Origin of the sequence: Phenylobacterium sp. Root1290 (genome assembly GCF_001425305.1) — a bacterium.
Classification (GTDB): domain Bacteria; phylum Pseudomonadota; class Alphaproteobacteria; order Caulobacterales; family Caulobacteraceae; genus Phenylobacterium.
In genome coordinates this window covers 308,681-332,313 of the sequence record NZ_LMEE01000001.1, presented here as the reverse complement: position 1 = coordinate 332,313, position 23,633 = coordinate 308,681, and the positions used below count along the sequence as shown (strand labels likewise).

The 23,633-nt window shown below is 66.2% G+C and carries 22 protein-coding genes; 2 read left to right on the top strand and 20 right to left on the bottom strand.

Annotated elements, in window-relative coordinates; translation table 11 throughout:
• Window positions 1–9: 9 nt before the first annotated feature.
• From bamA to rpsB, 9 genes are all read right to left on the bottom strand, one after another.
• Window positions 10–2,415 carry an outer membrane protein assembly factor BamA gene (bamA, locus tag ASC79_RS01610; protein ID WP_056018707.1) on the bottom strand — a complete coding sequence of 802 codons (2,406 nt, stop codon included), beginning with the start codon at window positions 2,413–2,415 and terminating at the stop codon, window positions 10–12.
• A 31-nt stretch (window positions 2,416–2,446) separates the two neighbouring features.
• Window positions 2,447–3,664 carry an RIP metalloprotease RseP gene (rseP, locus tag ASC79_RS01605; protein ID WP_056018704.1) on the bottom strand — a complete coding sequence of 406 codons (1,218 nt, stop codon included), beginning with the start codon at window positions 3,662–3,664 and terminating at the stop codon, window positions 2,447–2,449.
• Window positions 3,665–3,684: 20 nt separating this feature from the next.
• Window positions 3,685–4,881: a 1-deoxy-D-xylulose-5-phosphate reductoisomerase gene (dxr, locus tag ASC79_RS01600; RefSeq protein WP_056018701.1), complete on the bottom strand. Its 1,197-nt coding sequence runs from the start codon at window positions 4,879–4,881 to the stop codon at window positions 3,685–3,687.
• A complete protein-coding gene (locus tag ASC79_RS01595; RefSeq protein WP_056018698.1) occupies window positions 4,869–5,708 on the bottom strand; it encodes a phosphatidate cytidylyltransferase in 840 nt (279 codons plus the stop codon). Before ASC79_RS01595 ends, dxr begins: the two co-directional genes overlap by 13 nt.
• On the bottom strand, window positions 5,689–6,444 hold the full coding sequence (locus ASC79_RS01590; RefSeq protein WP_056018695.1) for an isoprenyl transferase: 756 nt from the start codon (window positions 6,442–6,444) through the stop codon (window positions 5,689–5,691). The genes ASC79_RS01595 and ASC79_RS01590 overlap by 20 nt, the downstream gene beginning before the upstream one ends.
• 33 nt (window positions 6,445–6,477) lie before the next feature.
• Entirely contained in the window at window positions 6,478–7,041 is a 564-nt protein-coding gene (gene frr, locus ASC79_RS01585) for a ribosome recycling factor (RefSeq protein ID WP_056018692.1), read from the bottom strand.
• 40 nt (window positions 7,042–7,081) lie between these two features.
• Window positions 7,082–7,801, bottom strand: coding sequence for a UMP kinase (pyrH, locus tag ASC79_RS01580; protein ID WP_056018690.1), 720 nt, complete (start codon window positions 7,799–7,801; stop codon window positions 7,082–7,084).
• 98 nt (window positions 7,802–7,899) lie between these two features.
• Window positions 7,900–8,835, bottom strand: coding sequence for a translation elongation factor Ts (gene tsf, locus ASC79_RS01575; protein WP_056020884.1), 936 nt, complete (start codon window positions 8,833–8,835; stop codon window positions 7,900–7,902).
• 98 nt (window positions 8,836–8,933) lie between these two features.
• Window positions 8,934–9,761: a 30S ribosomal protein S2 gene (gene rpsB / locus ASC79_RS01570; RefSeq protein ID WP_056018688.1), complete on the bottom strand. Its 828-nt coding sequence runs from the start codon at window positions 9,759–9,761 to the stop codon at window positions 8,934–8,936.
• A gap of 229 nt (window positions 9,762–9,990) precedes the next feature.
• On the opposite strand from rpsB, the gene ASC79_RS20975 reads away from it, so the two are divergent.
• Window positions 9,991–10,335 carry a hypothetical protein gene (locus ASC79_RS20975; RefSeq protein WP_156378301.1) on the top strand — a complete coding sequence of 115 codons (345 nt, stop codon included), beginning with the start codon at window positions 9,991–9,993 and terminating at the stop codon, window positions 10,333–10,335.
• A gap of 6 nt (window positions 10,336–10,341) precedes the next feature.
• Here the strand turns inward: ASC79_RS20975 and dnaE are convergent, their stop codons facing one another.
• On the bottom strand, window positions 10,342–13,791 hold the full coding sequence (gene dnaE / locus ASC79_RS01565; protein ID WP_056018686.1) for a DNA polymerase III subunit alpha: 3,450 nt from the start codon (window positions 13,789–13,791) through the stop codon (window positions 10,342–10,344).
• A 15-nt stretch (window positions 13,792–13,806) separates the two neighbouring features.
• Window positions 13,807–13,896 (bottom strand): cell division inhibitor SidA, encoded by a 90-nt coding sequence (gene sidA / locus ASC79_RS20635; RefSeq protein ID WP_082531887.1) that lies wholly within the window; start codon window positions 13,894–13,896, stop codon window positions 13,807–13,809.
• Window positions 13,897–13,995: 99 nt separating this feature from the next.
• Between sidA and ASC79_RS01560 the strand changes: the two genes are divergently transcribed.
• On the top strand, window positions 13,996–14,412 hold the full coding sequence (locus ASC79_RS01560) for a VOC family protein (RefSeq protein ID WP_056018683.1): 417 nt from the start codon (window positions 13,996–13,998) through the stop codon (window positions 14,410–14,412).
• Between the two features lie 3 nt (window positions 14,413–14,415).
• Here ASC79_RS01560 and ASC79_RS01555 read toward each other — a convergent pair whose 3' ends face one another.
• From ASC79_RS01555 to ASC79_RS01515, 9 genes are all read right to left on the bottom strand, one after another.
• A complete protein-coding gene (locus ASC79_RS01555) occupies window positions 14,416–15,111 on the bottom strand; it encodes an ABC transporter ATP-binding protein (protein WP_056018681.1) in 696 nt (231 codons plus the stop codon).
• A complete protein-coding gene (locus ASC79_RS01550) occupies window positions 15,104–16,405 on the bottom strand; it encodes a lipoprotein-releasing ABC transporter permease subunit (protein ID WP_235528708.1) in 1,302 nt (433 codons plus the stop codon). Before ASC79_RS01550 ends, ASC79_RS01555 begins: the two co-directional genes overlap by 8 nt.
• 327 nt (window positions 16,406–16,732) lie before the next feature.
• On the bottom strand, window positions 16,733–16,996 hold the full coding sequence (locus ASC79_RS01545) for a DUF1467 family protein (RefSeq protein ID WP_056018678.1): 264 nt from the start codon (window positions 16,994–16,996) through the stop codon (window positions 16,733–16,735).
• Window positions 16,996–17,418 (bottom strand): methylmalonyl-CoA epimerase, encoded by a 423-nt coding sequence (gene mce, locus ASC79_RS01540; RefSeq protein ID WP_056018675.1) that lies wholly within the window; start codon window positions 17,416–17,418, stop codon window positions 16,996–16,998. Before mce ends, ASC79_RS01545 begins: the two co-directional genes overlap by 1 nt.
• 55 nt (window positions 17,419–17,473) lie before the next feature.
• Entirely contained in the window at window positions 17,474–19,153 is a 1,680-nt protein-coding gene (locus tag ASC79_RS01535) for a ribonuclease J (protein ID WP_056018672.1), read from the bottom strand.
• Window positions 19,153–19,929 (bottom strand): type III pantothenate kinase, encoded by a 777-nt coding sequence (locus ASC79_RS01530; protein ID WP_056018669.1) that lies wholly within the window; start codon window positions 19,927–19,929, stop codon window positions 19,153–19,155. The genes ASC79_RS01535 and ASC79_RS01530 overlap by 1 nt, the downstream gene beginning before the upstream one ends.
• A gap of 5 nt (window positions 19,930–19,934) precedes the next feature.
• Window positions 19,935–20,675 (bottom strand): biotin--[acetyl-CoA-carboxylase] ligase, encoded by a 741-nt coding sequence (locus tag ASC79_RS01525; RefSeq protein WP_056018665.1) that lies wholly within the window; start codon window positions 20,673–20,675, stop codon window positions 19,935–19,937.
• Window positions 20,676–22,118 carry an NADH-quinone oxidoreductase subunit NuoN gene (gene nuoN, locus ASC79_RS01520; RefSeq protein ID WP_056018662.1) on the bottom strand — a complete coding sequence of 481 codons (1,443 nt, stop codon included), beginning with the start codon at window positions 22,116–22,118 and terminating at the stop codon, window positions 20,676–20,678.
• A gap of 14 nt (window positions 22,119–22,132) precedes the next feature.
• Complete coding sequence (locus ASC79_RS01515) at window positions 22,133–23,620, bottom strand: NADH-quinone oxidoreductase subunit M (RefSeq protein ID WP_056018659.1); 1,488 nt, start codon at window positions 23,618–23,620, stop codon at window positions 22,133–22,135.
• Between the last annotated feature and the right edge of the window lie 13 nt (window positions 23,621–23,633).

The following is a 23,633-nucleotide window of genomic DNA, read 5'->3' as shown; positions in this document are numbered from 1 at the left end:
GAGGTGAATCTAGAACCTGGTTGAGGTGGAGAACCGGAACGTTTCGGTCTTGTCGTAGTCTTCTTTGGCCAAAACTTGGCTGAAGTCGAATCGGATCGGGCCCATCGGCGAGCGCCAGAACACCGAGAGACCCGCCGTGGCGCGCAGGGACATGTCGTCATAGATCAGCGGATCGACCGTGCCGTCGGCCTTCAGCTTGTCCTTGTCGTCCAGCAGGCCGAGCGTGCCCACGTCGGTGAACAGCGCGGCCTTGATGCCGTACTGCTCGGGCAGGCCGGTCGGGATCGTCAGTTCAGCCGAACCGATGGCGTAGGCGCGACCGCCCAGGGCGTCGGAACGTCCGAAGTTGGTGTCGCGCGGGCCGATGCCGGCGGTCTCGAAGCCCCGGAAGTTGTTGCCGCCCTTGTAGAAGCGGCTGTTCACCCGGACGGTATCGCCGTTCCAGCCGGCGATATAGCCGCCCTGGCCGGTGACGCTCAGGATGAAGTCCTTGTTGAAGCCGTGGTACCAGCCGCCGGTCACTTCGGTGCTGATGTAGTTCACGTCGCCGCCGAGGCCGGCAAGGTCCTGGCTCACGTCGAAGCGGAAGCCGCGGGTCGGATTGATCGGGTCGTTCCGGCGATCATACAGGTAGGTGTAGCCGATCAGCGAGGTCAGGTACTTGCCGCGCTGGGCGCAGAGCGACAGCGACACCAGCGGCGCCGTCGGATCGCAGTACGCGTCGTCGATCTGCACGTCTTCCTGACGCAGGGTGTAGCGCGTCGACATCCGCGAGTTCAGCGTCAGCGGGAACGCCATGCGGATGTTCCCGCCAACCGTCACCGTCTTATAGGCAGAGTATTCGGTCAGGTCGTAGCGGTACGAGTAGAGGTCGACGCCCGCGCCGAGGTCGCGGCCCAGGAAGCGCGGCTCGGTGAAGCCGAAGTCGATCTGCTGGCGGAGCGAACCGACCGAGACCCGCGCGCGCAGGCTCTGACCGCGGCCGCGGAAGTTCCGCTCGGTGACGCCGAGGTCGAGGATCAGTTGGTCGACCGACGAGTAGCCGGCGCTGAACGAAAGCTCCCCGGTGGGTTGCTCCTCGACCTTCACCTGCAGCGTCGTGCGGTCGGGCGCCGAACCGGGCGCCTCGTCGATCGTGACGTCCTTGAAGAAGCCCAGCGCGCGGATGTTGTTGCGCGAACGGTCGACCAGGGCGCGGTTGTAGGCGTCGCCCTCGACGAGGTTGAGTTCGCGACGGATCACGTAGTCGAGCGTGCGGGTGTTGCCGGTCACGTCGATGCGTTCGACGTAGACCCGCGGCCCTTCGCGGACCTGGAACACGACGTCGACGAGGCCGGTCTCGCGATTGGGCGTATAGCGCGGACGTACGTCCACGGCCGCGAAGCCCGCCGCACCGGCGGCGAAGGTCAGCGAGTCGGTCGCCGCCTCGATCTTCTCGTCCTGATAGATTTCGCCCGAGCGGATCGGCACCAGTTGCTGGAGCACATTCTTGTCGAGCTTCTGCAGCTCGGTTTCGACCGTGACCTTGCCGAACCGGTACTCCTTGCCCTCGTCGAGGGTGTAGGTGATGACGAAGCCGTTCTTGTCGGGGGCCAGCTCGGCGATCGCCGAGACGACACGGAAATCGTAGAAGCCGCGGTTGCGGTAGTGCTTGCGCAGCTGCTCCTTGTCGTACTCGAGGCGGTCGGGGTCGTAGTTGGCGTTGTTCGAGAAGAACTTGTACCAGCTCGACTGCTCGGTCACGACGACGTCGCGCAGGTCGTTGTCCGAGAACTCGCTGTTCCCCAGGAAGTTGACCCGCAGGACCCCGCTCTTGGGGCCTTCGTTGATCTCAAAGATCAGGTCGACGCGCTTCTGGGGCAGTTCCACGATCTTCGGCGTCACGGTCGCCGAAATGCGGCCCGAGCGGCGATAGAGTTCGACGATGCGCTGGACGTCCTGCTGCACCTTGGCCCGGGTGAAGATGCCGCGCGGACGCACGCTCACCTCGTCACGCAGCTTGTCTTCCTTGAGGCCAGAGTTCCCTTCGAAGACCACCTTGTTGATGATCGGGTTCTCGACGACCGTGACGATCATGTCCGAGCCCTGCAGCTCGATCTTCACGTCGGCGAAGAGGTCGGTGCGGAACAGGGTCTTCAGCGCCAGGTCGGCCTTGGCCGGATCGAGCGTCTCGCCCGGCTGGATCGGCAGATAGGACAGCACGGTCGATTGCTCGATCCGCTCATTGCCCCGCACGATGATCCGCTGGACCACGCCGGACTGCTGCCCGGCATCCTGCGGCGGCGCAGGTTGCGGCTGGGGCTGCGTCGCCTGTTCCTGCGCCAACGCGGCGCTAGGGATGACGATGGCCGTCGAGCCCATCAGCAAGGCAAGGCCGGAGGCGAGCGCGGCGCGGCTAGCGCGGGGTCTTTGCATCGTATCAGCCGTCAATGGAAAAGCGCGGGTTTCAGGAGAAAACGCCGCCAAGGATTTTGAACACACGCAGTTGCTGCAGATCGTTCCAGGTCGCGAACAACATCAATCCCAGGAGCAGCGCAAGCCCCACCCGGTAGCCCGCTGCCTGCACCCTCGCCGCGAGCGGACGACGCGCCACCGCCTCATAGGCGTAGAACAGCAGGTGCCCCCCATCCAGAACAGGGATCGGGAGAAGATTCATGAAGCCGATGCTCACCGAAACGAACGCAGCCAGCTGGAGCAGATTAACGCCGCTGCCGAGGATCATCCCCCCGACATCGGGCGCGCCCTCCGCTCCGGCCTGGGCAACCTTGCCGGAGATTCGGGCGATTCCGAGAGGCCCGCTCAACTGATCGGGGGAAACCTGACCCGTGACCATCCGCCCCAGGTAGTAGACCGTGGTCTCAAGCGTGCGCCACGTGCGTTGCACGCCGCCGGCCACCGCCTCGATCGGGTTGTAGCGCACATGGACGACGTCATCGCGGGTCTGGGCCGGCGTCAGGCCCAGCATGCCCTGGCGACGCGTGCCGGCGAGCGAGTCCGTCCGCTCTACCCACTCTGGCGTGGCGTTGATCTCGACCTCGCGCCCTGCCCGCTCGACGACAAAGGCCGTCGGGACATTGGCGCGGACCTGCACGACCTCAGCGACCTCGTCGAAGCTACGGATCCGACGGCCATCGGCCTCGAGAATCAGGTCGCCGGCGCGGAACCCAGCCTGTTCGGCGGGGCTTCCCGGCTGCACCGAAGCGATCTTCGCCGGCAGCACATATTGCCCGAAGGCCAGCAGCAGCGAAGCGAACAGCGCCACTGCGAGCACAAAGTTGGCGATCGGACCGGCGGCCACCACGATGGCCCGCTGCCACAGCGGCTTGAAATGGAAGTAGCGCGAGAGGGCCTCGTGACCCTCACGCCGCTCGATCGTCTGGCGCATCGTGTCCAGGTCTTCGGAGTCCGGGACGCTGGAGGCGTTCTCGTCGCCGGTGAAGCGCACATAGCCGCCCAGCGGGATCCAGCCGACACGCCACTCGACGCCCGACCTATCCGTCCAGGCGGCGATCGCCTTGCCGAAACCGATCGAGAAACGGTCGATGGCCACGCCGAACATCTTCGCGGCCAGGAAGTGACCCAGTTCGTGAATCGTCACGACTAGGCCGAGCACCAGGACGAAGGGGATGACGAAGGTCAGGGCGGTGAGGATGAAATCGAGCATGTGCTGTTACTCCTCCGCGCCTAGCGCCCTAGGCCGCCGACAACCTCGCCGGCGACGCGTCGCGCCAGCGTATCGGTATGCCGTGCGTTCTCGAGCGTGTCGCCAACCGCCGCCCCCGCGACAAGGCCTTGAGTCTCAACGCGTTCGAGGGTCTCGGCCACCGTGGCGGCAATATCGAGAAAGCCTATCTTGCGGTCAAGGAAAGCGGCCACTGCGACCTCGTTGGCGGCGTTCATCACCGCAGGCGCGGCCCCACCGGCCGCCAAAGCTTCTTTGGCGATCTTCAAGGCGGGAAAACGGCGCAGGTCCGGTTCTTCGAAGGTCAATTGGCCGATGGCGGCCAGATCCAGCCGCGGGGCCGGCCACGGCAACCGATCTGGCCAGGCGAACGCGCAGGCGATCGGCGTGCGCATATCGGGCGGTCCCAGCTGGGCGAGCGTCGAGCCGTCGCTGTACTCCACGAGGCTATGGATGATCTGCTGGTGATGGATCAGCACTTCGACCCGCTCGTTCGTCATGCCGAACAAGTAGGCGGCCTCGATGATCTCCAGGCCTTTGTTCATCATCGTCGCGGAGTCGACCGAGATCTTCGCGCCCATGCTGAAGTTCGGGTGCGCCACGGCCTGCTCCGGCGTGGCGTGGGCCATCTGCTCGGCCGACCAGGTCCGGAACGGTCCGCCGGAGGACGTCAGGATCAACCGGTCGACACGCTGGGCGTTCATCGGGTCCAGAACCTGGAAGATCGCCGAGTGCTCGGAATCGACAGGGATCACCACGCCGCCCGCCAGCTTCGCCGCTCGCAGCAGCGATGGCCCGGCGCAGACCAGGCTTTCCTTGTTGGCCAGGCCGATCACCGCCCCGGCCTGGGCGGCGGCCAATGTGGGCGCGAGGCCCGCGAAGCCGACGATCGAGGACATCACCCACTGGGCGTCGGCGCTTGCCGCTTCGACCACAGCGTTGTGGCCCGCAGCCGCCGCGATGCCCGAACCGTCCAGCCGCTGGCGCAGTTCGGCCAGCTTGGTCTCGTCCTCAATCACCGCCAGCTTGGGCCGCCAACGCAGGGCCTGCTCGGCCAGGCGCTCGACGTTGCGGCCCGCCGTCAGGGCCGTGACCTCAACCTCAGCGCCGGCTTTGTCCAACAGGTCCAGAGTCGAAACGCCGACCGAGCCGGTCGAACCCAGAACGCTGACGCGGCGAGGCAAAGTCAATGCGCCCATCCCCAATGATTGATCAGTCGCGCCGCGGCCAGGACGACCACGGCGAACATCAGACCGTCCACTCGATCTAACAAACCGCCGTGGCCGGGGATCAGGTCCCCGGAATCCTTCACACCGAACCGACGCTTGAGCATCGACTCCCAGAGGTCGCCGGCCATGGTCGCCAGGCCGCCCAGGAGGCCGATGAGCGCGCCAGCCGGCACGCTCAACACGATGGCGCTGAAGGCGGCCATGCTGGCGCCTGTCGCCGCCGCGGCCACGAGGCCGCCGATGAAGCCCGACCAGGTCTTGTTGGGCGAGAACTTCGGCCACAGCTTCGGCCCCTTCAGGGCGCTGCCGACCGCGAAGGCCGCAATGTCCGCCGCCCAAGCGACCGCGAACAGCAGGATCGTCCACTGACGCCCCTCCGGCATGCCCCGCAGCCAGACCAGGCAGACGACGGGAATGGCCAGGTAGATGACCCCGAACGCGGCGTTCGTCGGCCTCTCTGCCACGCCCCGCGCCACCAGCGCGGCGGCCACCGCGCCAAGCGCCGCGGCGCCCCACGCCAGGGGCATGTGCTTCTGATGCGCCAGGAAGGCGGCCGCCAGGATCGCGACGGTCAGAGCGGTAGACACCCGCACCGGCGCGGTCGGGGCCGTCATGGCGCCCCACTCGATCGCCAGCAAGGCGACCGCGACCGCGACCAGGACGAGGAACATCCAGCGCAGGTCGGGAAGATCCGAGAACCAAACAGCGCCCAGCACCGCGGGCACCAGGACCGTGGCCGAGGCGACGCGTACGCCCAGATTGGCCCAGTCGAAACGCCTAGCCTGCGGCAAGGACATTATCGGCCACGGCGCCGCCGTAGCGCCGCTCGCGCTTTTGGAATTCTTCGATCGCTGCACGCAGGTAATCGGCGTTGTAGTCGGGCCAGAGCACATCCTGGAAGACGAACTCGGAATAGGCCGTTTCCCACAGCAGGAAGTTCGAGAGCCGCTGTTCGCCGCTGGTGCGGATCACAAGGTCCGGATCGGGAATGCCGGCCGTCGACAGCTTGCTCTGCAGCAGATCTTCGGTGACGTCTTCCGGCCGCAGACGACCGGCCGCGGCCTCGGCGACCAGGGCGCTCGCTGCGTCCATCAGGTCGGCCCGGCCGCCGTAGTTGAAGGCCACCTGCAGGAAGAATTTGTCGTTGTGCGCCGTCTGGCGTTCAGCCCGCTCGACGATCTCGGCGACATCGGGCGGCAGACCTGCGCGACGCCCCAGGATGCTGACCTTCACGCCCTCGCGCGCCAACTTGTCGAGATCGGAGTTCACATAGAGCTTCAGCAGCCGCATGACCTCGGCGACCTCGCCAGCCGGGCGGCGCCAGTTCTCGGTCGAGAACGCATACAGCGTCAGCCAGCGGACGCCCTGGACCGGGGCGGCTTCCACCACGCGCCGGATCGCGTCCACCCCCTTGGGGTGGCCGACCTGGCGCGGCAAGCCGCGGCGCTTCGCCCAACGGCCATTGCCGTCCATGACGATCGCCACGTGCAGTGGCGCGTCCGGCGCGGGCTGCTGTTGCTCGATCGTGGTCATGGGTTCCCGTTCGTCCTCGATCCGCCTGGACGATTAAACCTGCATGATCTCTTGTTCCTTGGTTTTCAAGGCTTCGTCGACGCGCTTGATCGCCTCGTCGGTAAACTTCTGAACCTCGGTCTCCATGCGGCGCTGCTCGTCCTGCGTGATGGAGCTGTCCTTCTCGGCCTTCTTCAGGTCGTCGTTGGCGTCGCGGCGAACGTTGCGGATCGCGATCTTCTGCTGCTCGGCGTACTTCCCGGCGATCTTCGCCAGATCCTTGCGGCGTTCCTCCGTCAGCGGGGGGATCGGCACGCGCAGGCTCTGGCCGTCGACCACGGGGTTCAGGCCCAGGCCGGCGTTGCGGATGGCCTTCTCGACCGAGACCACCAGGCCGCGATCCCAGATGTTGACGCTGATCGAGCGAGGCTCAGGCACGCTGACCGAGCCGACGGTGTTCAGCGGCACGCTCGAGCCGTAGGCGTCGACCATCACCTGGTCCAGCAGGCCGGCCGAGGCGCGCCCGGTCCGCAGGCTCGCGAACTCGTCCTTCAAGGCCAAGATCGCCTTGTCCATTCGGTCCTTGTACTTGCTGAGAACCGGCTTTTCCGCAGCCATAGGAATTTCTCCTAAGATGTTGGTCTAATTCGGTGAACGGTCAGGCGATCGTCGTGAAGACGCCCTGCCCCTTCAGCACTTTGAAGAAGTTGCCCCGCTCGCGGATCGAAAAGACCACGATCGGGATTTGATTGTCACGCATCAGCGCAATGGCCGAGGCGTCCATGACGCGCAGATCCTTGGCCAGCACTTCCTGATAGCTGAGGGTCTCATAGCGCTGAGCGCTGGGATCCTTCTTCGGGTCCGCCGTATAGACCCCGTCGACGCTGGTGCCCTTGAACAGGGCGTCGCAACCCATCTCGGCCGTCCGCAGCGCGGCGGGCGTGTCGGTGGTGAAGAACGGCGCGCCCAGGCCGGCGGCGAAGATCACCACCCGGCCCTTTTCGAGATGCCGCAGCGCACGGCGGCGGATGTAGGGCTCGCACACCGCTTCCATCGGAATGGCGGACTGGACGCGGGTGTAGACGCCGATCTTCTCCAGCGCGCCTTGCAGCGCCAAGGCGTTCATCACCGTCGCCAGCATGCCCATGTAGTCGGCGTTGGCTCGGTCCATGCCCTTCCCGGCCAGCGACACGCCGCGGAAGATGTTGCCGCCGCCGATCACCAGACAGAGTTCGATCCCGTGATCGACCACTTCCTTGATGTCTTCGGCCACCGCCTCGATCGTCTTGGTGTCGATACCGAAGAGCGAGTCGCCCATCAGGACCTCGCCCGACATCTTCAAGAGGATCTTCTTGTAGCGGGGCGGAGCTTCGGGCATCGGCGGGTTCCGTCGAGAATCTGGCTGGGTACTACATAAACCAAGGGCGCCGTGTGCGTCGAACACACGGCGCCCCCGATAGGCTTAATCGAGTGGAATTAGGCTTGGCCGGTCATCGACGCCACTTCGGCGGCGAAGTCGTCCTGCTTCTTTTCCACGCCTTCGCCCAGGGCGAAGCGCACGAAGCCCTTCACGGCGACCGGCGAACCGGTTTCCTTGGCGGTCTCGGCGATCAGCTGCTCGATGGTCTGATCCGGGTTCATGACGAAGGGTTGCTTCAGCAGCACCACTTCTTCCTGCCACTTGCGGATCCGGCCTTCGATCATCTTCTCCACGACGCCGATCGGCTTGCCCGATTCCAGCGCCTGGTCGGTCAGGAACTTCTTTTCCTTCTCGACGGCGGCCGGATCGAGATCGCTCTCGGTCAGGGCCAGCGGCGGGGTCGGGGTGCCGGCGACGTGCAGAGCGATCTTGCGGCCGACTTCCTTCAGCACCGCCTGGTCGCCGGCGCCTTCCAGAGCCACCAGCACGCCAAGACGGCCCACGCCTTCGCCCTGCGCGTTGTGCAGGTAGAGGGCCACGGCGCCTTCGCTGACCGAGATGCGGGCCGAACGACGCAGACGCATGTTCTCGCCGATCGTCGCGATCAGGTTGGTGATCACGTCGCTGACGACTTCACCCTTGGCCGTCTTGGCCGCGGTGATGGCGTCCACGCCTTCGATCTCCAGGCCGACGACCGCGAAATCGCGGGCGGCGTTCTGGAACAGCTCGTTCTTCGAGACGAAGTCGGTTTCGGCGTTCAGCTCAACCAGGACGCCGGTCTTGCCGTCGTCGCTCAGCTTGCCGGCCACGAGGCCTTCAGCGGCCGCGCGATCCGACTTCTTGGCGGCCTTCGAGAGGCCCTTGGTGCGCAGCCAATCGACGGCCGCTTCCATGTCGCCGTTGTTTTCCTGCAAGGCCTTCTTGCAGTCCATCATGCCAGCGCCGGACTTTTCGCGCAGGTCCTTGACCAGCGCAGCGGTGATCTCCGCCATGGTCAGCTCCTTATCAGTCAGAATGGGTTTGACCGGACCCTGATAGGGCCCGGCCATGATCGTTTTTCGTCAAGCTGAGTAAGACGCACGAATGCGTCTTAGCCGGCTTGTTCCTGGTCCGCGGCCGGAGCCTCGGCGGCCGGCGCCGCTTCGGGCTCCGGCGTAAGCTCTCGAGCCAGGGTCGGCTCAACCGGCGCAACCGAAGCGCCCAGGTCCACGCCAGCGGCCGATTGACCAGCGGCCAGGCCGTCCAGAACGGCGTCGGCCATCAGGTCGCAGTACAGCTGGATGGCGCGAGCGGCGTCATCGTTGCCCGGGATCGGGTAGGTGATGCCGTCCGGATCGCAGTTGGTGTCCAGGATCGCGATGACCGGGATGTTCAGCTTGCGGGCTTCCTGGATGGCGATCGACTCCTTGTTGGTGTCGATCACGAACATCAGGTCGGGAATGCCGCCCATGTCCTTGATGCCGCCCAGGCTGAGCTCGAGCTTGTCGCGCTCGCGGGTCATCTGCAGCAGTTCTTTCTTGCCGCGGCCTTGGCCTTGGCTTTGACCTTCGAGCATGCCTTCCAGCTCGCGCAGGCGCTGGATCGAACCCGACACGGTGCGCCAGTTGGTGAGCGTGCCGCCCAGCCAACGGTGGTTCACATAGTATTGGGCGCTGCGCTTGGCGGCGGTGGCGATCGGCTCCGACGCCTGACGCTTGGTGCCGACGAACAGCACGCGGCCGCCGCCAGCGGCGACTTCGCGAACCTTCACCAGGGCTTGGTGCAGCAGCGGGATCGACTGCGAGAGGTCGATGATGTGGATGTTCGACCGCGAACCGAAGATGTAACGGTCCATCTTCGGGTTCCAGCGGTGCGTCTGGTGGCCGAAGTGGGCGCCAGCTTCCAGGAGCTGACGCATGGAGAATTCAGGAAGCGCCATCGGCTTTTCGTCCTTTTTCCGGTTAACCGCCGCAGGCAAACCCTCCAGATGGAGGACCGGAATGGGTATGGCGGGATTTCTCCCCGCACATCGCCAAACACCTGCGTGTGGAATGACGCGCCAAATATGCGCTGAGCGCACAAATTGCAAGCCTTCCGCGCCTGGGCCTCACGGCCAAGGCTTGCGGAGAACAGCGTTCAGCCGCATCCTGTAATGGCAGGAGGGGCCCATGACACCTATCGTAGCGCTCGGCGTTGGACTGGGACTGTTGGCGCAGGGCGCGTTCGGCTCGCCCGGTGGAACGCTGAAACCGCAGCCGGGACCGTGGGCCCCTGCGGCCAGTCCCCGCCCCTATACACCTCCGGTCTATGGCGCGCCGCCTGCGCCGAGCTATAGCGTGCCGAGCTATACGACGCCCAGGGCGCCGACCTTCCCAGAGCCGCCAAAACCGCCGACCATGGCGCAGCCTGAACCGTTCAAGCCCTACAAAGGGACTTCGGTCTACTCCAATCGCGGCGGCATCGACGCCTACAAGAAACCCGCGAAGCCGCCGGGCTACATCGACCTGCGCTGACCTGGCCTAGATGTCCTCGACGAAGACCACGCCCGGCGCAGTCTTCAGAGCCCCGCGCACCGACGCGTCCAGGCTGAACCGTCCGGGCAGCTTCAGCTCGACCTCGCGACCGCGTTCGATGTTGGCGACCAGGATGATCTCGCCCCCGCGCGGATTGGCGACGTTCTCCAGCCGTTTCTTCAGGGCCTCGATCTCGGCGCTGCGCGGCGCCACGTGGACCCGCAGCCCCGCGACTGCGTTTTCCACCGCCTTGTCGACCGGTTCGGCGTCGTCGCCGAAGAACCGCACCTCGCCATCGCGCGCCTTGGCCCGCACCTTGAGCGCAACCGCCTTGCCGGGCTCCAACAGGTCGCGGCACTTGCGTAGCGACTCAGGCGGGAACAGCACTTCGTACTCGCCGGTCGGGTCTGAGAATGTCACGAACGCGAACTTCTCCCCGCTGGACTGCGAGGCCCGCTCCTGCTTGCGGCGGACCACGCCGGCCATGCGGAAAGCTTCGGCGCCGGCCTCGGCCTTGGGGATCACGTCGGCCAACAGATCCGTCCGCCGTCGCCGCAGGGCCGTGACCATGTCGTCCAACGGGTGGCCGGACAGATAGAAGCCGACTGCGGCCAGTTCCTCGTCCAAGCGCTGCACCGGCGTCCAAGGCTCGGCCTTGGGCATCTTCTTGCGAACCTGATCTACGAGGTGGTTGGTGCCGTCGGAGAACAGGGCGCCCTGCTCCGAGCTCTCCTGCGACGCCACGCTCTGACCAAGGCCGACCAGCAGTTCGGCGGCGGCCAGCAACTGGGCGCGGTCGGCGTGGATCGACTCGAACGCCCCGGCGCGGGCCAGCGTTTCAAAGGTCCGCTTGTTGACCTGCTTGGGATCGACCCGCGAGGCGAAGTCGAAGATATCCTTGAAGGGGCCGCCCGCCTTGCGGACCGCCACCACGTGCTCCATCGCCTGCTGGCCGACGTTGCGGATACCGCCCAGCGCATAGAGCACCTCGCCGTCCTCGACTTCGAAGTCTGCGGACGACCGGTTCACGTCAGGGCTGCGGACCTTCACGCCGAACCGCTTGGCGTCCTGGTAGAAGACCGCCAGCTTGTCGGTGTTGGAGATATCGAGGCTCATCGAAGCCGCGAAGAACTCGACGGGCGTGTTCGCCTTCAACCAGGCCGTTTGGTACGAAACATAGGCGTAGGCCGCCGCGTGGCTCTTGTTGAAGCCATAGCCCGCGAACTTGTCCACCAGATCGAAGATCGACCCGGCCTGCTCGGCCGGCACGCCCTTGGCTTCGGCGCCCGAGACGAACCTGGCGCGCTGCAGGTCCATCTCCTCTTTCTTCTTCTTGCCCATCGCCCGGCGCAGAAGGTCGGCTTCGCCAAGCGAGTAGCCCGCCAGGATCTGGGCGATCTGCATCACCTGTTCCTGGTAGACGATGATCCCGTAGGTCTCCTTCAGCACCGGCCCCAGGCTCGGGTGCATGTAGTCGATCGGCTTGCGGCCGAACTTGCAGTCGATGAACGCCGGGATGTTGTCCATCGGGCCGGGGCGGTACAGCGACACCACGGCGGTGACGTCTTCAAGCGATCCGGGACGCAGTTGGCGCAGGGTGTCGCGCATCCCCTGCCCTTCAAGCTGGAACACGCCGACGGTCCCGCCGTTGGACATCACCTCGTAGGCCGGCGCGTCATCGACGCCGAGCGTCGCGAAGTCGACGTCCACGCCCCGCTTGCGCAGGAACTTCAGCGCCCGGTCGATCACCGTGAGCGTCTTCAGACCCAGGAAGTCGAACTTCACCAGACCGGCGCTCTCGACCCACTTCATGTTGAACTGGGTGGCGGGCAGTTCGGAGCGCGGATCGCGGTAGAGCGGGGTCAGCTGGGTCAACGGCCGATCGCTGATCACCACGCCGGCCGCGTGGGTCGAGGCGTTCCGGTAGAGGCCCTCAAGCTGTAGCGCCGTCTCCAGCAACTGCTTGACGGCCTCGTCGTCGTCCTTGGCCTGACGCAGCCGCGGCTCGATCTCGATCGCCTTGGCCAGGGTCACCGGGTTGGCGGGGTTGGCCGGCACCATCTTGGCCAGACGGTCGACAAGACCCAGCGGCAGCTGCAGAACCCGGCCCACGTCGCGCAGCACGGCGCGCGCCTGCAGGGTGCCGAAGGTGATGATCTGTGCGACCCGGTCACGTCCGTAGTGCTTCTGGACGTAGCTGATGACCTCTTCGCGCCGCTCCTGACAGAAGTCGATATCGAAGTCGGGCATCGACACCCGCTCCGGATTCAGGAAGCGCTCGAACAGCAGGCCATAGCGAAGCGGATCGAGATCGGTGATCGTCAGCGCATAGGCGACCAGCGAGCCGGCGCCCGAGCCCCGCCCGGGGCCGACAGGGATGTCGTGGGTCTTGGCCCACTTGATGAAGTCCGAAACGATCAGGAAGTAGCCGGGGAAGCCCATCTGGGCGATGACCCCGATCTCCCGCTCCAGACGCGCCTCGTAATCCTCCACCGGAAGCGCGGAGGCCTGGCCGCTCGCGATGCGCGCCTTGAGCCCCTCGCGCGCCTGGAAGGCCAATTCCTCAGCCTCCGAGCGTCCCCCCGCCGTATCGAAGCGCGGCAGGATCGGATCACGCTTCTTGACCATGAAGGCGCAGCGCCGGGCGATGTCGAGCGTGTTGTCGCAAGCCTCCGGCAGGTCCGAGAACAGCGCGCGCATGTCCGCCGCCGGCTTGAACCAATGCTCCGGCGTCACCCGCCGGCGCTCGTCCTGACTGATGAACGCGCCGTCGGCGATGCAGAGCAGCGCTTCGTGCGCCTCGTACATGGTCTGCTTGGCGAAGTAGACGTCGTTGGTGGCGACCAGCGGGATGTCATTGTCGTAGGCGAAGGCGACGAGCTCGCCTTCCGCCGCCGCTTGCGCTGGCAGCCCATGACGCTGGAGCTCGATATAGAACCGGTCGCCGAACACCCGCGCCATCTCGGCGAGCGCGGCCTTCCCCTCGGGTATCTTGCCGGCCGCCAGCAGCGGATCGACCGGACCATCGACCCCGCCAGACAGCAGGATCAATCCTTCGGAGTGTTCCACCACCTTTGACCAAGGCGCGGACACGTCCTCGCTGCCATCCGACTCCAGATAGCAGAGCGACGAGAGTTCACTGAGGTTGAGATACCCCTGCTCGCTTTGCGCAAGCAGCACGATGGTCGGGATCTTGGCCCAGCGCTCGGGCTGAGCGCCGCCGATACCCGTCACCGGCAGGGCGACGCCGACGATCGGCTGAACACCCGCATCCTTGCTGGTGACCGAGAATTCGAGGGCGCCGTAGAGGTTGGCCCGGTCGGTCAGCGCCACCGCCGGCATTTCCGCCGCCTTGGCCAGACTGCTGACCTTGTCGGCCTTGATCGCGCCCTCGAGCAGCGAATAGGCGGAGCGAACCCGTAGGTGGACGAAACCCTCGTTCACCGCTTCGCTCACCCATCACCTCCCGATTCAGGCGGCCAGTTGGGCCACCGCGCACATCATCCAGACAAAGCCTGCGACCGACACAAAGGCCAGCGATTCCCGAGCCAAGCGAACCATCTGCGACGTCCTCACTGTGGATGTTCTGTTCTTGTTCTTATTTCCCGTTTTGTTCTCATCGTCAAGCGGGTTTAATCTCGCGCGTACAAGGAGGCCTCCATGGACCAACGACTTTCCCTGATCACGCTTGGCGTCGACGATCTCGCCCGCTCGCGTGCGTTCTTCGAGCAAGGCCTGGGATGGAACCCCAAGGAGGAGCACGAGAGCGTCTGCTTCTACCAACTGCCCGGCTTGGCCCTGGCGTTGTTTGGACGCGCTGATCTGGCGGAGGACGCAAAGCGCCCGATCGACGGGCGGTTCTCGGGCGTCACGCTCGCGATCAACGGGCGATCCCGCGAGGAGGTGGACGCCATGTTCTCCCGGGCGCTCGCCGCCGGAGCGACGGCGCTCAAGGCCCCCGAGGAGGCCGTCTGGGGCGGATATTCAGGCTACTTCGCCGATCTGGACGGGCATGTCTGGGAGCTGGCGCACAATCCGGGCTGCGTCATCCATCCGGATGGCTCGACGACCTTCTAGGGCCTAGAGCGCGCTGCGGGACTGCTCTTCCAGGCGCCCGTCCTTCAGCGCCACGACACGGTCCATGTGCTTGGCCAGTTCCAGGTTATGGGTCGCCACCAGCGCCGCAACGCCCTCGCTGCGCGCCAGGGCATAGAGGCTGTCGAACACGGCGGTCGAGGTATGCGGATCGAGGTTGCCGGTCGGCTCGTCGGCCAGCAGCAGCTTGGGCGAATTGGCCAACGCCCGGGCGATGGCGACGCGCTGTTGTTCCCCGCCCGACATCTGGGCGGGCTGGTGATCGACCCGCTCGGCCAGACCCAGGCTCGCCAGCAGATCGCGCGCCCGCTCCCGGGCGGCCTTGCGCGAGCGGCCGGCGATCATCTGCGGCAGCGCGACGTTGTCGAGCGCCGTGAACTCGGCGAGCAGGTGGTGCGCCTGGTAGACAAAGCCGATCGTGCCCAGGCGCACGCGCGTGCGTTGGCGATCGCTGAGGTCGGAACAGTCGCGGCCCTCGATGACGATGCGGCCCTCGTCCGGGTGTTCCAGCAGACCGGCGGCATGCAGCAGCGAGGACTTGCCCGAGCCCGAGGGGCCGATCAGCCCAACGATCTCGCCCGGGCGCACGTCGAGGTCGGCGCCGCTCAGAACGGTCAGGGTCTTGTCGCCGCTCTTGTAGGTGCGGCGCAGGCCCCGGATGGACAGGACGGGATCACTCATAGCGAAGCGCTTCCACCGGATCGAGGCGCGAGGCCCGCCAGGCCGGGGGCAAGGTCGCCAGGAACGACATCGCCAGGGCCCAGAACGTGATGACCGAGACTTCCTGCCAGTCGATCTTCGCAGGGATACGCGTCAGGAAGTAGATATCGGAATTGAAGACCTCGGCGCCCGTGGCCCATTCCACGAACTGCTGGATCTCTCCGATGAAGACGCAGAACAGCGAGCCGATCAGCAGGCCGGCGATGGTGCCCAGCACCCCGACCGCCGCGCCCGACATGAAGAAGATCCGCAGGATGGAGCCCTGCCCCGCCCCCATGGTCCGCAGGATGGCGATGTCGCGGCCCTTGTTCTTCACCAGCATGACCAGGCCCGAAATGATGTTCATGGCGGCGATCGCAACCAGCATCATCAGGATCAGGCGCATGACGTTGCGCTCGACCTTCAGCGCGCCCCAATAGGCGGAATTCTTCTCGGTCCAGTCGGTGAGCAGCGCCGAGGGCCCGGCCGCCCTCGCGACGTCGCCCTTCATGGCGATCGCCTTGTCCGGGTTGTCCAGCTTGATCTCAAGGTAGTCGAGGCCGTTGTCGCGCCCGAAGAACAGCTGCGCCTGTTCTAACGGCATGTAGATGAACGCTTGGTCGTATTCGCTCATCCCGACCGTGAACGTCCCGGCGATGGTGTAGGTCTTGCGCAGCGGCGTCGCCCCGAAGGCCGTCGCCCCGCCGGTTGGCGAGACCAGGCTGAGCTCGTCGCCCGGCTGCACGCCCAGCGCCTGCGCCAGGCGGTCGCCGACCATGATCATGTCGCCGCCGTACTCGCCTTCGTCGAACCCGGCCATCGATCCGCGGGTGATGTTGTCGGAGACGATCTTGGTCGCCTTCAGGTCCTTGGCGGTAATGCCGCGGACAATGGCGCCGCTGATCTGGCCAGCGCCCAGAGCCATGGCCTGGGCCTCCACGACCGGCGTGACCTGGATCACGCCCGGCAGGTCCGAAATGCGCTTGATCGCCGCGTCGCGGTCGGGGGCGGTCAGCACACCGCCCGTCACATAGAGATGCCCGCTGAAACCGAGCATCCGCGAGAGCAGCTCGGCCCTAAAGCCGTTCATTACGCTCATGACGATGATCAGCACCGCCACGGCCAGCATGATGCCGACGAAGGAGATGATCGAGATCAGCGCGACTCCGCCCTGGCTGCGCTTGGCGCGCAGATAACGGGCCGCCACGGAGCGTTCCCATTGGCCGAAAGGCGGCGCGCGGCCGTTCAGCGTCCCGTTGGTCGACGACGTACTCACGCGGCGACCGCTCCGACGGACGAAGGACTCAGAGAGTGCATGCCTGGGAAGGTGTCCCGATCATCTGCGGCCGTCTCGGCCCGGTTCGCCAGCTTTGCCATGTAAGCGAAGCGAAAAGAAGGCCGCCCGGTTGCCGGACGGCCCTCAAGTTATCGGGGAAAACGCCACGGACGAGCCAGATGGCCGCCTGTGTCTGCGTCCAGCGGTAACCGAAGTTACATGCCGCCCCCTGCGTCGACCGCGTCGGCCATCGCGCAATCGCCCATTCGCCTAAAACTTGAGCGGGCGACGCAGCCCAACGCTCAATCCGCGCTCGCGGCTTCCGACCTAGCGCCAGCTCGCCGGCACGTCAGGCAGGTGGATCAGCTCGAACTTGAGCACCAGGAACAAGATCACCCACAGGATCGACGCGACGATCGTCGTCGTGAGGAACTTCTTCTTGAGCTTGGGGTCCACCGGCGCGCCGGGATCACCGCCGTCGCCCTTGTCGATCCCGGCCTCGGCGTGGCTGGTGACGCCGAGCGGCAGGACGGAGAACAGCACCGTCCACCAGATGGTGAAGTAGATCGCGATCCCAGTGAAAATCGTCATCAGTGCGCGTCCTTGGGGGTTTCCATCAGCTCGACCAGGACCCCGCCCATGTTCTTCGGGTGGACGAAGATGACCGGCGTGCCATGCGCACCGATCCGCGGTTCGCCCGTCCCCAGGACCGTCGCGCCCTTGGCCCGCATGTCGTCGCGCGCGGCGATGATGTCGGGCACTTCGAAACAGACGTGGTGTTGCCCCCCGGCCGGGTTCTTCGCAAGGAAGCCGATGAGCGGCGAATCGTCGCCCAGCGGCTCGATCAGCTCGATCTGGCTGTTGGGCAGGTCCACGAAGCAGACATAGACGCCCTGCTCCGGCATCGCCTTGGTCTCGGTGATGTTGGTCGCGCCCAGCACGTCGCGATAGAGCTTCACGGACTCGGCGATGGAGGGAGTCGCGACCCCCACGTGGTTCAGTCTTCCGATCATGACAGCCGTATAGACCTCTCCGAAGCCGTGCGCGAGATCACGCTACGGCGCCCGCCTAGATCCGCAGGACCGTCGTCTCCACGACCGGCCGCTTGCCCCAGATGCGTTGGCTGGCCTTTTTCACGGCGCGGGACATCACGGTCTCGACCTCTTCGTCGAACTCGCGCTGCTCGCCCTGCAGGCGGCCAAGCGCCTGGCTGGCCTCCTTGGCCAGGTCATCCAGGACCTCGTCCATCGGGTAGTCGTCGTCCGCCGGCAGGCCCAGGGCCCGCACCTGCGGACCGGCCGCGATCTTGCCGCGCCCATCCAGCACGACGCTCACCGCCAGCACGCCGTTGTAGGCGGCATGTCGACGCTCGCGCAGCGCGTCGCCGTTCTCCGGCGTCAGCACCCCGGCGTCGACATAGATCCGGCCCGCCGGCACCTCGTCGATGATCTCGGCGCGGCCAGGCGCCAGCCGCACCATGTCGCCGTTGCGCGGCGCGACCGATTGCGGAACCTGCAGGTCCTTGGCGAAGGCCGCATGCTCCAGCAGGTGTCGGCGCTCGCCGTGGGTCGGCACCGCGATCTGCGGCCGCGCCCAGGCGTACATCTGCGCCAGCTCATCCCGGCAAGGGTGGCCGGAGACGTGGATCCCCGGGTGATCGCGCTCGGTGTAGAGCCGCACGCCACGGTCGGCGAGACGGTTCTGCAGGTTGCGGATCGGGATCTCGTTGCCCGGGATGACGCGGGACGAGAACACGCACGCGTCCCCAGCCCCCAGCTTCACGTGCGGGTGCGAGCCGTCGGCGATGCGCGACAGCGCCGCGCGCGGCTCGCCCTGACTTCCGGTGCAAAGATAGAGAACGTCGTTCCCCGGCAGCGCCGCCGCCTGCTGCTCGGACAGGAATTCGCGCACGCCTTCCAGCAGACCGACGGACTTCGCCGCCGCCGCCATCCGGTGCATCGAGCGTCCCACCAGGCAGACGCTGCGATCGGCCGCCTCGGCCGCGCGGATCACGCTGTCCATGCGGGCGACATTGGAGGCGAAGCACGCCACCGCCACCTTGCCCGACAGGCCGCCGATTAGCCCGGCCAAAGCCTCCTTCACATCGGCTTCAGAGCCGGACTCGCCGTCCACGAACACGTTGGTGGAGTCGCAGACCATCGCCAGGACGCCCTCGTCGCCCAGCTTCTGGATCGCAGCCTCGTCGGTCACGGAACCCAGGACGGGGTCGGGGTCGATCTTCCAGTCGCCGGTGTGCAGCACCGTACCCAGGGGCGTACGGATCGCCAGACCGTTCGGCTCGGGGATCGAGTGGGTCAGGGTGATGAGCTCGACCTCGAAGGGCCCGAGCTGGATCTTCCCGCTCAGCGGGATCTCAGTGATCTCGGCCTCGGCGCACTCCTCGTTCTCGCGCAGCTTCTCGCGCAGCAGGAAGGCGGTGAACGGGGTCGCATAGAGCGGCGCGCGCAGTTGCGGCCACAGCCACGACACCGCGCCGATGTGATCCTCGTGCGCGTGCGTCAGCACGATGCCGATGATGTTCTTGGCGTAGTCGCGGATGAATTCCGGATCGGGCAGGATGATCTCCACGCCCGGCGTCGTCTGGTCGCCGAAGGTGACGCCCAGGTCGACCACGATCCACTTGCGCGCGTGCGCCGGGCCGTAGCCGTACAGATTGAAGTTCATGCCGATCTCGTTCGAGCCGCCCAGCGGCAGGAAGACGAGTTCGTCTTGGTCTTTTGCTTTCATTACGTCCTTGCCGCCGTGTTCCGGCGGTGAATTTCCAACAGGCCCCGGATCGTAAGGTCCGGGTCGAAATGGTCGATGGCCGTGGTCGCGCCGTGGAACAGCGAAGCGACGCCGCCCGTGGCGATAACGGTCATCGGGGTGTCGCGTTCAGCCTTGATGCGCGCGATCAGGCCCTCGATGAGGGCCACATAGCCCCAGAATACGCCCGACTGCATGGCGCCCACCGTATCGGTGCCGACCACGCGCTGCGGTTTCTGGATCGCCACCCGCGGCAGTTTCGCCGCCGCCGAGTGCAACGCTTCCATAGATAGGTTGATGCCGGGCGCGATGACACCCCCCTCGAACCCGCCGTCCGCGGCGATGACGTCGAAGGTGGTCGCGGTCCCGGAGTCGATGACGATCAGGTCGCCCCGATAGACGATGTGGGCGCCCAGCGCATTGACCAGGCGGTCGGCGCCCGCCTCGGAGGGCTTGTCGATCCGCACTTCGATCCCGAGGTCGGCGTTCTCGCCGATGACCAGCGGTTCGACGTGCAGATAGCGGCGGGCCAGGTTGCGCAGGTTGAAGATCGACTGCGGCACGACGCTGGAGATGATGCAGGCGTCCAGCACGCCGAACTGCAGGCCGGCCATGTGCAGCAATTGCGACAGCCAGACCGCGTACTCGTCCGCCGTCCGGCTGGAGTCGGTGGCCGCGCGCCACTGGGCGATCCAGGACTCGCCGTCGTGGACCGCAAACAGGGTGTTCGTGTTGCCTTGCTCAATGGCCAGAAGCATCGGTCTCAAGCCTCTCCAAAGAAAACGTCCCCGGCGGTGATCCGCAACACCGCCCCATCGTCCAGCCGAAGCCACAACGCGCCGTCCAGGTCGAGCCCCTCGGCGATGCCGCTGTGGGTCTGATTGGGCAGGCGCGCGATGCAGGTCTCGCCCAGGCCTTGGGCCAGAACGGTCCACCCCTTGGCGATCGGCGCAAAGCCTTCCGCGGACCAGAGCGCCCGCCAGTGTTCAAAGCGCGCGGCCAGGATCTCCAGCGCGTCGAGGGGCGCGGGCGGCGGCGTCGCCATATGCTCTGCAAAGGAGGTCGCGGGGCGTTCCACGTCCGTCGGCGCATGCGCCAGATTGATGCCGATACCGACCGCCAACCACAGCGCGCCGTCCGGCCGGCTGCCGGATTCGATGAGGATCCCGACCGCCTTGCGGCCATGGACCATCACGTCGTTGGGCCACTTCAAACGCGCTGCGCCTGGCCCCAGGCAGGTCTGCGCGAGGTCGGCCGCGGCAAGCGCCGCCACGAAGGAGAGCTGCGCAGCCTCCGCGGCCGGCTTGTCCGTGGTCAGCAGCAGCGTCGCCGCGAGATTGCCGGTGGAGGTCGTCCACGAGCGTCCCCGCCGGCCGTGGCCGGCGGTCTGCCGCAAGGCTGTAATCCACACCGGACCGCCCGCCCCCGCCTCGGCGCGCCTGCGCGCCTCGGCGTTGGTGGAATCCAGTTCTTCGTAGGCTTCGATCGGGGGGTGGCCGCCCACCTAGGACGCCAGCCCGAACGCCGCCGCCGCCGCCTTGGCCGCGGGATCAAGGAAGATCAGCGCGCCCATGACCACGGGGAACGAGAACAGCGCCGCACTGATCGCGACGACCTGGGCTTCACGCGGCAGGGCGTCGGTCTGGCCCGGCGCGGTGTCGAACCACATCACCTTGATAAGGCGCAGGTAGTAGAACGCCGCCACGACGCTGCCGACCAGACCCAGAACCGCGGCGATCACGATCATCGGCTCGCCGACGCCCAGAGCCGCCTTGAACACGTAGAACTTGGCCCAGAAGCCCGAGAACGGCGGCAGGCCGAGCGCCGACAGCGAGAACGCGGTCATGGCCAGGGCGATGCCGGGGCGCTCCTTGAACAGACCCGCCATGTCGCCGATCGTCTCCATCGGCCGCCCGTTGCGCGACAGCGCGGTGAGGCAGGCGAAGAAGCCCGTCACGTCGATCATGTAGAGGACCATGAAGACCAGCATGGCCTGCATGCCCTCGCTGCTGCCGGACGCAAGGCCCAGCACCGCGTAGCCGACATTGGCGATCGAGGAGTACGCCCAGAGCCGCTTCAGGTTCGTCTGCGCAAGACCCGCGAAGGCCCCAACGAAGATCGACAGCAGGGCGATCAGCACCAGCACCTGGCGCCATTGATCGGCCGCGCCGGCGAAGCCTTCGGCCAGCACGCGGGCGAACAGCACCATGGCGGCCAGCTTCGGCGCGCCGGCGAAGAAGGCCACGACCGGGGTCGGGGCGCCTTCGTAGACATCCGGGGTCCACATGTGGAACGGCGCTGCCGAGACCTTGAAGGCCAGGCCGCAGATCAGGAAGACCAGGCCGAACAGCACGCCGGTGCTGGCGCCGCCTTGGACGACCGCGGCGATTTCGTCGAACTTGGTCGAGCCGGCGAAGCCGTAGATCAGCGAGGCGCCGTACAGCAGCAGGCCCGAGGACAGCGCGCCCAGCACGAAGTACTTCAGGCCGGCTTCAGAGGCCTTGGCGTCCTCGCGATGCATGGCGGCCAGCACGTAGAGCGCCAGCGAATGAAGTTCGACGCCCATGTAGAGCGAGATCAGGTCGCCGGCCGACGCCATCATCCCCATGCCGAGTGCGGCCAGGAGGATCAGGATCGGAAACTCGAAGTTGCGGATCGCCTTACGCTCGAACCACTTCTGGCCCAGCAGGATGGCGACCGCGCTGGCCAGGTAGATCGCGACCTTGGCGAAGGCCGAGGCGTTGTCGGCGATCAGGCCGCCCGAGAAGCCGCGGCCGATCGGGCCGACCGCAGCGGCCCAGGCCGCCAGGATCAGCGCGCCGATCGAGGCGAGCATCAGGGCGGTCGTGGCGCGCGGCGCGAAGGCGCCGACCACCAGCAGGCCGAGAGCGCCGATAGCCAGGATCAGTTCCGGCGCGGCGAGAGCGAGGTCTTGGGAAAAGGTCATGTGACTTTAGGTCCTCACCCGCCGATGGCCGCGCGGTAAGCCGCGGCAAGATTGTCGACCGAGGCTTGGGTCAGATCGAAGACGGCGGCCGGATAGACGCCGAGGTACAGGGTCATGGCGATCAGCGGCGCGAAGATCGCCACCTCGCGCCAGTCGAGGTCGGTGATGTCGGCCAGGGCCGGGTTGGTGATCTCGCCGAACACGACGCGCTTGTAGAGCGTCAGCGCATAGACGGCCGAGAAGATCACGCCGGTGGCGGCCACGACCGCGGTCCAGGTGGAGATCTCGTAGACCCCGACCATGGTGGTGATTTCACCGATGAAGCCCGAGGTGCCCGGCAGTCCGACATTGCCCATGGTGAAGAGCAGGAAGGTCGCCGCGTACCAGGGCATGCGGTTCACGAGGCCGCCGTAGAAGGCGATCTCGCGGGTGTGCATCCGGTCGTAGACCACGCCGACGCAGAGGAAGAGCGCGCCGGAGATCACCCCGTGGCTCAGCATCTGGAAGATCGCGCCCTGAACGCCGATGGCGTTGCCTGCGAAGATGCCCATGGTCACGAAGCCCATGTGGGCGACGGACGAATAGGCGATCAGCTTCTTGATGTCGGTCTGACGGAAGGCGACCAGCGAGGTGTAGACGACGGCGATCACGCTCAGGGCGAAGACCAGCGGCGTGAACAGGTCCGAGGCCTGCGGGAACATCGGCAGCGAGAAGCGCAGGAAGCCGTAGCCGCCCATCTTCAGCAGGATGCCCGCCAGGATGACCGAACCGGCCGTCGGCGCCTCGACGTGGGCGTCGGGAAGCCAGGTGTGCACCGGCCACATCGGCATCTTCACCGCGAACGAGGCGAAGAAGGCCAGCCAAAGCCAGGTCTGCAGGTGCTCGTCGAACTTGTAGTTCATGAGCTCTGGGATCGACGAGGTGCCGGCGACGCTGATCATGACCAGGATGGCCGCCAGCATCAGCACCGAGCCGAGCAGGGTGTAGAGGAAGAACTTGTAGGCCGCGTAGACCCGGTTCTTGCCGCCCCAGATCCCGATGATCAGGAACATCGGCACCAGGCCGAATTCGAAGAACAGGTAGAACAGCACCAGGTCCAGCGCGCAGAACACGCCGATGACCAGCGTTTCCAGGACCAGGAACGCGATCATGTAGGCCGGGACGCGCTTGTCGATCGAGAACCACGACGCCGCGATGCAGATCGGCATCAGGAACGCCGTCAGCAGCACGAACAGGATGGATATCCCGTCCACGCCCATGCGGTAGTGCAGGCCTGCGAACCAAGGATGGTCTTCCACGAACTGGAAGCCCGGATTGGCCGGGTCGTACTGCATCACCAGCAGCACCGAGAGCGCGAAGGTCGCCAGGGTGGTCACCAGGGTGATCCACTTCACGGCGTTGATGGTCTGCGCGTCCTCGTGCGAGCGGAACGCCCGCAGGAGCAGGATCGCCGCCACGCCGATGAGCGGCGTGAAGGTCGTCAGGGAGAGAATGCCGGTCATAGGTTCAACCCTC